At 74.5% G+C, this 9,562-nt stretch carries 5 protein-coding genes; 3 read left to right on the top strand and 2 right to left on the bottom strand.

Annotated elements, in window-relative coordinates; translation table 11 throughout:
- Both MBSD_RS01170 and recC read right to left on the bottom strand, forming a co-directional pair.
- A partial coding sequence (locus tag MBSD_RS01170) for a UvrD-helicase domain-containing protein (RefSeq protein WP_148667781.1) occupies positions 1-1,029 on the bottom strand: 1,029 nt, incomplete at its 3' end.
- Positions 1,026-4,277: an exodeoxyribonuclease V subunit gamma gene (gene recC, locus MBSD_RS01165; RefSeq protein ID WP_062534289.1), complete on the bottom strand. Its 3,252-nt coding sequence runs from the start codon at positions 4,275-4,277 to the stop codon at positions 1,026-1,028. The genes MBSD_RS01170 and recC, both read right to left, overlap by 4 nt.
- 312 nt (positions 4,278-4,589) lie before the next feature.
- On the opposite strand from recC, the gene MBSD_RS01160 reads away from it, so the two are divergent.
- From MBSD_RS01160 to MBSD_RS01150, 3 genes are all read left to right on the top strand, one after another.
- A complete protein-coding gene (locus MBSD_RS01160; RefSeq protein WP_062534288.1) occupies positions 4,590-5,081 on the top strand; it encodes a hypothetical protein in 492 nt (163 codons plus the stop codon).
- A gap of 218 nt (positions 5,082-5,299) precedes the next feature.
- Complete coding sequence (locus MBSD_RS01155) at positions 5,300-8,098, top strand: PAS domain-containing protein (RefSeq protein WP_148667780.1); 2,799 nt, start codon at positions 5,300-5,302, stop codon at positions 8,096-8,098.
- Between the two features lie 22 nt (positions 8,099-8,120).
- Entirely contained in the window at positions 8,121-9,344 is a 1,224-nt protein-coding gene (locus MBSD_RS01150; RefSeq protein ID WP_148667779.1) for an EAL domain-containing response regulator, read from the top strand.
- Positions 9,345-9,562 lie beyond the last annotated feature (218 nt).

Here is a 9,562-nt window from a genome sequence, read left to right as displayed (position 1 = left end):
GCGCGCTTCCAGCAGCAGGCGCGCGGCGGCGTCGGCGCGCGCGGCCGCCTCGGCTGCGCGCGCGGCGTCGGCGGCGGCGTGCCAGGCGCGGATCGCGTCCAGCGCGGGGGCTTCGGCAATGCCCAGCGCCTGGCTGCCGACGAACGCCGTCGGCAGCAGCTTGGCGGCCTCGGTGAGGAGCGACGCGTCGGCAGGATCGAAGGCGGCTTCGTTCCGCACCGCGGCGGCGATGCGTTCGAGCGCCTTGCCTTTGGCGGCGCGAGTTTTGCCCACGGTCGCACGCTCGATCGCCTGCCGCGCCGCGGCGAAGGCATCGCCGTTCAGCGCCCGCACGGCGGCGGCGGCGCGTTCGAGCGCGCGTCTCGCGGCCTGCGCCGCGCCGTCGTCGGCCGGCGCGTGCACGCGCCGGCCCTCCCAGCGCGCCTCGCCCAGTGCGCGCGCCAGTTTTTGCGGCGTGCCCCAGGCGTCGGCCAGCAGGCGCGCGGCGGCGGCGTCGCTGGCGCCGCGCGCGCGCCAGAAGTCGGCGGCGGCTTCCTCGCGCAGCGCCTGTTCGTTCTCGAGCAGCGCGTGCGCCTCCAGCGAGGCGCCGGCGGCGAAGCCGATCTCGCGCAGCGCGCGCTGGCAGAAGCCGTGCAGCGTGCTGACCGCGGCGAGGTCGCCGGCGTGGCGCGCCGCGCGCGCGTGGCGGCGCAGGCCGTCGAGGTCGCCGTCCCAGGCGGCCAGCGCCTGCGCCAGCAGGCGGCGCGTGGCAGCCGCCTCGGCGCCGTCGCCGTCGCGCGGCTGCGCCGGCGCCTCCTCGTGCAGCAGGCGCTCGGCCAGCTCCAGCCGCGCGCGCAGGCGCCCGGCCAGCTCGGCGGTGGCGGCGCGGGTGAAGGTCATCACCAGCACGCGCTCGGGCGTCAGCCGACGCTCCAGCAGCAGGCGCAGGTACAGCGTCGCCAGGGTCCAGGTCTTGCCGGAGCCGGCGCCGGCCTCGATCAGGCGCACGCCGTCCAACGGCAGGGAAAGCGCGTCGAGGGCGCCGCTCATGCCGCGTCCTCCGCGCCGTCCAGCGCGCGCAGCACCGGCGCGAACACCGCGCGCGCGGTGGCCACCAGGTCGCGTGCCAGCTCGCCGCGCGGATCGCCGGGCAGTTCGATGCCGCGCCAAGCCAGACGCACGGCGTCGTCGTCGAACTCGCTGCGGGCGTAGTCGCTTTGCGCCTGCTTCGCCTCGCGCTCGAACTCGGCGAAGCCTTCGCGTTCGTCGGCGCGCTGCGCGCAACGCCAGGACGACTGGGGGAAGAACGGTAGCGGCGCGACGAGCCCGCGCCGGCGCAGCGCCAGCAGCGCGGCGAGTTCGGCGCGCGCGTCCTCGGCGCTGATGCCGGCGAACATCTGCCGCGCCGCGCCGCCCTTGTCGTCGAGGTGCAGCAGCACGGTGCGCGCCGCCGCGCCGCGCGCCAGCGCGTGCACCAGATGGTCGATCCAGGCGTCGATCACCTGGCGGCCGTCCAGCTTGCCGGGGCGCAGACACACGCGCGTGTCCGCCCAGCAGCGGTCCAGCACGGCGGCGAAATGCGCACCGTCGATCTCGGACGACAGCGGCGCCGCCGGTTGCGGCGCCGCGCCGCCGGTGAGCGCGGCCAGCGCCGCCAGCAGCGGCTTGGCCGTCTCGTACGCCGCGTCCAGCGCCAGCGCGCCGAAATCGCCGGGCGGCAGCACGCCGCGCGCGCGCAGGCGCGGCGCCAGCGTCCGCGGTTCGGCCGCCTCGCCGCGCGCCAGCGCCATGCCCAGCGCCTCGCGCAGCTGGTACTGCAGCAGCCCGTCGTCCGGCGCCAGCGGCTCCGCGTCGTCGGGCGCCCGCGCCTGCGCGAGGTCGATGCCGAGGCGCTCGCGCAGGAACGCCGCGGCGGGATCGCGGAAGAAACGCTTGAGCCGCGCATCGCTGAGCGCGTCGTCGGGCGGCGGCGCGGGCAGCGGCGCGGGCGCGAACGCCGGCACGGGCGCGAAGCCGCGCACGCCGGCGGCGCGCGTCCAGGCCTCGCGGTAGGTGAACAGCGGCGCGTCGTCGCGCGCATCGAACAAGCGCGCGTCGAACGGCTGCAGCGGATGGTCGAGCACGGGTTCGCCGCCGGCGTGGAGATAACGCTCGCGCAGCAGCGCGATCAACCCCTCCACCACCGGCGCCGGCGGCCGCGGTTCGTGGCTGCGCGGATCGCGGCCGACCCAGCTGACGTAGAACACGTCGCGCGCGGCGCACAAGAGCTGCAGGAACAGGAAGCGGTCGTCCTCGCGCAGCGAGCGGTCGCCGAGACGCGCCTGGCCGGCGCGGCGCTCGCCGGCGATGCGGTCGAGGTCGCTGTCGCCGTCGCGGCGCGGGAAGGCGTCCTCGTTCATGCCGAGCAGGCAGATCACGCGGAACGGCACCACGCGCAGCGGCACCATGCCGCACACGGTCACGCCGCCCTGGAAGAAGCGCTGCCGCGGGTCGGCGTCGGCCAGGCGCTCCAGCAGGAAGGCGCGCACCGTCGGCCATGCCAGCGCGGCGGTGTAGCCGGCGGCGGCGCAGTCCTCGGCCAGCGCGGCCAGCGCGCCGCGCAGCAGGCGCAGCGCGCGCGCCTCGTCGGCGTCGTCGGGCGCTTCCGCATACAGCGCTTCGAACTGCGCGGCCAGCGCGTCGCTCCACGCCGCCGCGGTCAGGCGCCGCGCGCCGAAGCCGGCCAGCGTGCGCCACACCGCCAGCACGCCGAGCAGGGCGTCGAGGTCGGCCAGCGCCGCGCCCTCGATGTCGGCGTAGGGCGCGACGCCGGCGATCAGCGCCGCCTCGTCGCCGCCGGCGTAGCCGGCGAGCAGGCGGTCGAGGCCGAACGCCCAGCTGTATTCGCGATAGCCGCCCAAGTCGGCGCGCGCGTGTTCGTCGGCGCCCCAGCGGATGCCGCTCTCGCGCACCCAGCGCTGCACGCGCTCGAGGCCTTCGCGGCCGAGGCCGTGGCGGCGCATCACGCCGGGCACGGCCAGCACGTCGAGGATCTCGGTGACGGTCCAGCGCGAGGCGGGCGCGTCCAGCAGGCGCGCGAACAGCGCCAGCGCCGGATGCGTCGCCGCCGCCGGCACGTCGGCGATGCTGTAGGGCAGGTAGCGCGGATCGCGCTCGTCGAGGCCGCCGAACACCGCCTCGACGTGCGGGCGGTAGGCGGCGACGTCGGGCGTCATCACCGCGATGTCGCGCGGCGTGAGCGTCGGATCGGCTTCGATCAGCGCCAGCAGGCGGTCGTGCAGCGCCTGCACCTCGCGCAGCGGCGAATGGCAGCGGTGGAACTGCAGCGAGCCGTCGGGGGCGGCGCGCGCGTCGGCGGCGGGCGCGCGCCGCGCCAGCACGTCGTCGCGCACGCGGCCGAGCAGGCTGCGGCGGTCGATGGCCTCGTCGCACAGGTCGAGCTCCTCTTCCGGCTGCACCTGTTCGTAGCCGAACAACTGCTCGACGAAGGCGGCGCCGGCGCCGCCCAGCGCCAGCAGCAGCGGATTGTCGTCGGCGTCCTCGGCCAGCGCGCGGCGCACCAACTTGCGCGAGGCCGGCAGGTCGCCCCAGTACTCGCGGCAGGGCGTCGGGAAATAGAAGTCGACGTCGGCGTGGCGGCCGACCACGCCGAGCATGCGCAGCACGTCGGGCGAGACGTTGCCGCAGGCGAACGCGCTGACATGTTCCGGCAATCCCGGCGGCGGCGGGCCGCCGTGCTGGAACGCGGCCAGCCAGTCCTCGATCAGCGCGGCGCGATGGGCGCCGCCGACGCGCGCCAGCAGGCGCCGCCACAGCTCGGCCTGCCAGTCGTCGGCATCGGCGCCGCGCGCCCAGGCCAGCACGCGCTCGCGCCGGTAGGCCTGGTAGCGCTCGAAGGCGCGCGCCAGCTCGGCGGCCAGCGCGAAGCGGCGCGCGGCGTCGCCGTCGGCGAGGTAGGCGGCCAGCGGCGCCAGCGCCGGCACGTCGTCCAGCGGCGCTTCCAGCAGCGCCAGCAGGTGCCAGCGCAGGCGCGCCGGTTCGAACGGCGAGCGCAGCGGCAGCTCGGGCCGCCAGCGGCGCAGCAGATCCCAGGCGAACTCGGCGGGCGCGCGGAAGGCCAGGTTGGCGACGATGCCGCGCGTCTCCGCCAGATGCACCTGCAGCCAGCGCCGCAGGCCGGCCTGCGGCACCAGCACGGTGGCCGGCACCAGCGGCGCGGCGCGCGCGCGCGCGGCCAGGCGCTCGCCGAGTGCGGCGGCCAGCCTGGCGCTGTCGTTGGCGTAGAGCAGGGAAAACACCCGAGTCGGTCCGTCGCGGGTCAGGGCCGGGCGCAAGTATGCACGGCGCGGTCGCAGCGGTTGCGATGGCGGCGGCTTGGGTCCGGTCTCCTCCGGCGTTGCCGCAGGCGAACGCGGCGTGCGCCGCGAGCGCCCGGTTGGACGCTTGAGGCGCATTGCGCCGCCCCCATCTGAACTTTCGTGAAAACGCGCCGCGCGACCTTGTCCGGCGCGCGGCGCAGGCCGATATAGCCAGCGAAGGCCGCGGTCTGTCCGCCGCGGCGAAAACCGGCAGACGTTTGGACGTGCCGCCGGTGCGACCGGGAACCCATCATGCGTCACACCTCACCACCGCAGTGCCGCGAACTCCGCCTGGGCCGCGGCCTGCATGCGGCGCTGCTGTATGCGAGCCTGGCCGGCCCGCCGCTGCAATTGACGGCGCAGCGCGCCGGCGCCGGCCTGGGCTGGCTGGAGTTGATCGCCGCGGCGACGCTGGTCGCCGGCCTGCTGGGCGTGGCGACGTTCGTGTTCGCCGCCGAGGCGCGCGCCTGCTGGGCGCTGCTGCGCAGCGACATGCCGCCGCGCGTGCACGGCTGGACGCCGCACCGCATCGCCTTCGTCGTCGCGGCGAGCATGGCGGCGGGCGGGCTGGTGGCGCTGGTGCCGGCGCTGTTCGCGCACGGCGTGTCCGCGCGCGCCTATCTGGTGCTCGCCTCCGGCGTACTCGCCGCCGCCTTCGCCGCTTTCGCCGCATGGACGCGCGGCCTGGTCCGCGGCGAGGCCTGGGCACGGATCGATGCGGACGCGACGCGCCGGCGCTTGTGAGGCGCGCCGCCGCGCATACGTTGTAGTACGCTAGTACGCAAACTGCCCAGACGATTGCGATTGCATCGCCGCTGCCGGGCGGCATCCGTTCGGGGGAAACGGGCGGTGCGAGTGCCAACCAGCAAGCTGTCCGCCCCCCGCCCTACGGCGAGGGGGCGAAAATCGAAGCGTGTGCGGCGCGACGCGACGGACTCCGCGTGCCGGAGCGAGGCGCGTCGGTGACGATCGAATTCCTGCGCATCCTGACGGTCGATCCCGACACGGCGCGCGCGCACGCGCGCGCCGCGCCGCTCGTCGGCGCCGGCCACGTGGTCGCGATGGCGGCGACGGCCGAGGCCGCACTGGAAGAGGCGCGGCGCGGCGCGCCCGACCTGGTGCTGCTGGCGGCCGCGATCGGCGCCTCGGTCTCCGGCCTGGTGGCGCGGCTGCGGGCGATGCCGCAGACGGCGGAGAGCGCGATCCTGGTGCTTGGCGACGACGCGCCCGAGACGGTGCGCCGTGCCGCGCGGGAGGCCGGCGCCGATGGCTGTCTCGCGACGCTGCCGGCGGAGGACACGCTGGCGGCGTGGGCGGGCGCATTGGCCCGCCAGACCGCGCGCGCACGCCGCGCGCAGCGCATGGCGCGCATGGGCAGTTGGAGCCTGGACGTGGCCAGCGGGCGCTTGGTCTGGTCGGACGTGACGTGCGCGTTGTTCGGCATCCGCCCGGCGGAGTTCCGCGGCACTTTCGAGCACTTCGCCAGCTTCGTGCTGCCCGAGGACCGCTGCCGACTCGATGCCGCGCACCGCCAGGCGGTCGCCACGCGGGGCGCGCTCGAAGCCGAATACCGCATCCGCCGCCCGGACGGCGAGGTGCGCTGGATGTTCGAGCGCGGCCATCTCGAGTTCGACGACGCCGGCCAGGTGGTGCGCCGGCTCGGCATGGTGATGGACATCACCGAGCGCAAGCTCGCCGAGCAGCGCATCCTGCGCCTGAACCGCGTGCATGCGCTGCTCAGCGCGATCAACAACGCGATCGTGCATCTGCGCGACCGGCAGGCACTGTTCGAGCAGGCGTGCCGCATCGCCGTCGAGACCGGCGGGCTGCGCGCGGCCTGGATCGGCACGGTGGAGCCGGACGGCGAAGTGAGCGTCGCCGCGCAGGCCGGTGCGGTGGACGCCTATCTGCGGCATATCCGCGTCACCACCGCGCCGGTCGCCGAAGGGCATGGCCCGTTCGGCCTGGCGGTGCGCGAGAACCGCGCTGCCGTCTGCAATCACATCGCCCGCGACCCGATGTTCGCGCCCTGGCGCGAACAGGCGCTGCGCCACGGTTTCCAGGCGTGCGCGGCCTTTCCGCTCCACGTCGACGGCCTGCCGATCGGCGGCTTCGCGCTGTACGCGGACGTCGAGGACTACTTCGACGACGAGGAGATCAGGCTGTTCGAGCAGCTCGCCTCCGACATCTCCTTCGCCATCGCCTTCATCGACCAGGAGCAGCGCCGGCGCCTCGCCGAGGCCGCCCTGCGCGAGAGCGAGGAGCGCTTCCGCCTGCTGTCGAAGGCCACCAACGACGCGATCTGGGACTGGAACCTGGCCGACGACGTGCTGTGGTGGAGCGAAGGTTTCGAGACCCTGTTCGGCCTGCGTCGCGACGACGTTCCGCCGACCTTCCAAGGTTGGGCCGGCCGCATCCATCCCGACGACCGCGACCGCGTGGTGGCGGACATCTACCAGGCCGTGCTGACGCGCGGGGAAAAGTGGTCGGACAGCTACCGCTTCCTGCGCCGCGACGGCACCTACGCGCACGTGCACGATCGCGGCTACGTGATCCGCGACGCCGAGGGCCGCGCCACGCGCATGGTCGGCGGCATGACCGACGTCACCGAGCGGCGCACGCTGGAGGAGCGTCTGCTGCAGGCGCAGCGCCTGGAGGCGATCGGCCAGCTCACCGGCGGCGTCGCGCACGATTTCAACAACCTGCTGACGGTGATCCTGGGCAACGCCGACATGCTCGCGGAAGAGGTGGGCGACCAACGCTGGAGTCCGCTGATCGCCTTGATCGCCGACGCCGCCCAGCGCGGCGCCGACCTTACCCGGCAGTTGCTGGCATACGCGCGCCGGCAGCCGCTGGACCCGAAATCGGTCGACGTCAACCGTCTGGTCGCCGAGATGGATGCGTTGCTGCGGCGCGCGCTCGGCGAGCACATCGAGGTCGAGCTGGTGCGCGCCGCGGGCCTGTGGTCGGCGCTGGTCGACCCGGCGCAACTGGAGAGCGCGCTGCTCAACCTCGCCATCAACGCGCGCGACGCGATGCCGAACGGCGGGCGGCTGACGATCGAAACCGCCAACGTCTGGATCAACGACGACTACGCCGGCCAGCACGTCGACGTGAAGCCGGGCCAGTACGTGCTGCTCGCGGTCTCGGACACCGGCGTCGGCATTGCGGCCGAGCACCTCGATCGCGTGTTCGAGCCTTTCTTCACCACCAAGCCCAAGGGCATCGGCACCGGCCTCGGTCTGGCGATGGTCTACGGCTTCGCCAAGCAGTCGGGCGGTCACGTCAACATCTATTCGGAACCCGGCCAGGGCACCACGGTGCGCATGTACCTGCCGCGCAGCCACGCGCCCGCGGAGGCACGCCGCGACGCGGCCGCAGCGGTGGTGGGCGGCAGCGAGACCATCCTGCTGGTCGAGGACGACGCGCAGGTGCGCGCCTACGCGCGCGAGCAGCTCGTGTCGCTCGGCTACACGGTGCTCGATGCCGCGGACGCGCGCGAGGCGCTGGCCATGGCCGAACGGCGCGCCGACATCGACCTGCTGTTCACCGACGTGGTGATGCCCGGCGGCATGAGCGGCAAGCAGCTCGCCGACGCGGTGCGCGCGCTGCGTCCGCGCATCAAGGTGCTGTACACCTCGGGGTACACCGACAACGCGATCGTCCATCACGGCCGGCTCGACGCCGGCGTGCACCTGCTGACCAAGCCCTACCGGCGCGCCGAGCTGGCGCGCAAGGTCAGGGCGATCCTCGACACCTGAGCGCTTGCGCGCGGAGAAGAACATGGAGCCCGGGCGCCTGCTGATCCTCGACGACGATCCCGCGATCGGCAGGACCATCGAGCGGATCGCGCGCGGTGCCGGGCTGGAGGCGCGGTTCACCGACGACCCGGCGGCGTTCTTCGACGCCGTGGACGCGTGGGACCCCACCCACATCGCGATCGACCTGGTGATGCCGCGCATGGACGGCGTCGAGGTGCTGACGCGTCTGGCCACGCGCGGCAGCCGCGCGCGCATCATCATCACCAGCGGCGTCGACCACCGCGTGCTGGATGCGGCGGGGCGCTCCGCCGTCGAGCATGGGCTGGAGATCGCCGGCGTGCTGTCCAAGCCGTTCTCGGCGAAGGCGCTGCGCAGCCTGCTGCAGGCGGCGCCGTCCGCAGCGGGGCCGGGCGGATCGGCCGCGCGGCTGGCGGCGGACGGCGGTCGGGCCTCGGTCGAGGACCTGCGCGCCGCCATCGAACGGCGCGAACTGCGGCTGGTTTTCCAACCGCAGGTCGATTGCGCCAGCGGCGCCCTGGCCGGCTTCGAGGCGCTGGTGCGCTGGCAACATCCGCGCCACGGCCTGCTCCTGCCCGAGCAGTTCGTGCCGTTGGCCGAGGCCCACGGCTTGATCGACGCCCTGACCGAGCAGGTGACGGAGCAGGCGCTGGCCTGGTTCGCCGCGACGTTCGGCGCGGCGCCGGCGCGTGCGGCCGGCGAGGAAGCCCCGTCGCTGGCGATGAACCTGTCCGCGCGCACCCTCGAGGACGAAAGCTTCGTCGAGCGCATCCTGGCGCGCTGCGAAGCGCACGGCGTGGCGCCGGCGCGGCTGATCCTCGAGCTGACCGAGACCAGCGCGATGGAGGATCCGGTGAAGTCGCTGGACGTGCTGACGCGCCTGCGCATGAAGGGGTTCCAGCTCTCGATCGACGATTTCGGCACCGGCTTCTCTTCGATGCTGCAACTGGTGCGCCTGCCGTTCTCGGAGATCAAGGTCGACAAGTCGTTCGTGATGACCGCCGGCCGCTCCGAGGAGTCGCGGACGGTGGTGAAATCGATCGTCGAACTCGGCCACAGCCTCGGCCTGCGCTCGATCGCCGAGGGCGTCGAGGACGCCGCGACCCTGGGCTACCTGCGCGGGATCGGCTGCGACCTGGCGCAGGGCTATCACATCGCGCGGCCGATGCCGGGCGAGGCGGTGGCGGACTGGCTGGCGCGGCGCTCCCCTCGCGGCGGCGCGGACTGAGGAGCCGCACTGCCGCGCCGTGCGCGCGGCGTGCCGACGCGTGCGCCGGCGGCGGCGCCGACCGCCGCATGCCGCGGCGATGGGGGCGGCCCGCCATCTCGGCCGCCGAGACGGCGTCGCGCTGAGCTGCGCGGCAGGAGGCATGCCGATGGCCGCACGACCATACGGCAGTAGCGGCTAGGTGTGTAAACCCACCAGGTTGTTCATGTCGATGCGGG

It is taken from the genome of Mizugakiibacter sediminis (assembly GCF_000953855.2).
Classification (GTDB): domain Bacteria; phylum Pseudomonadota; class Gammaproteobacteria; order Xanthomonadales; family Rhodanobacteraceae; genus Mizugakiibacter; species Mizugakiibacter sediminis.
Note: the sequence above shows the minus strand (reverse complement) of the source record. Positions and strands in the feature narration are given on the sequence as shown.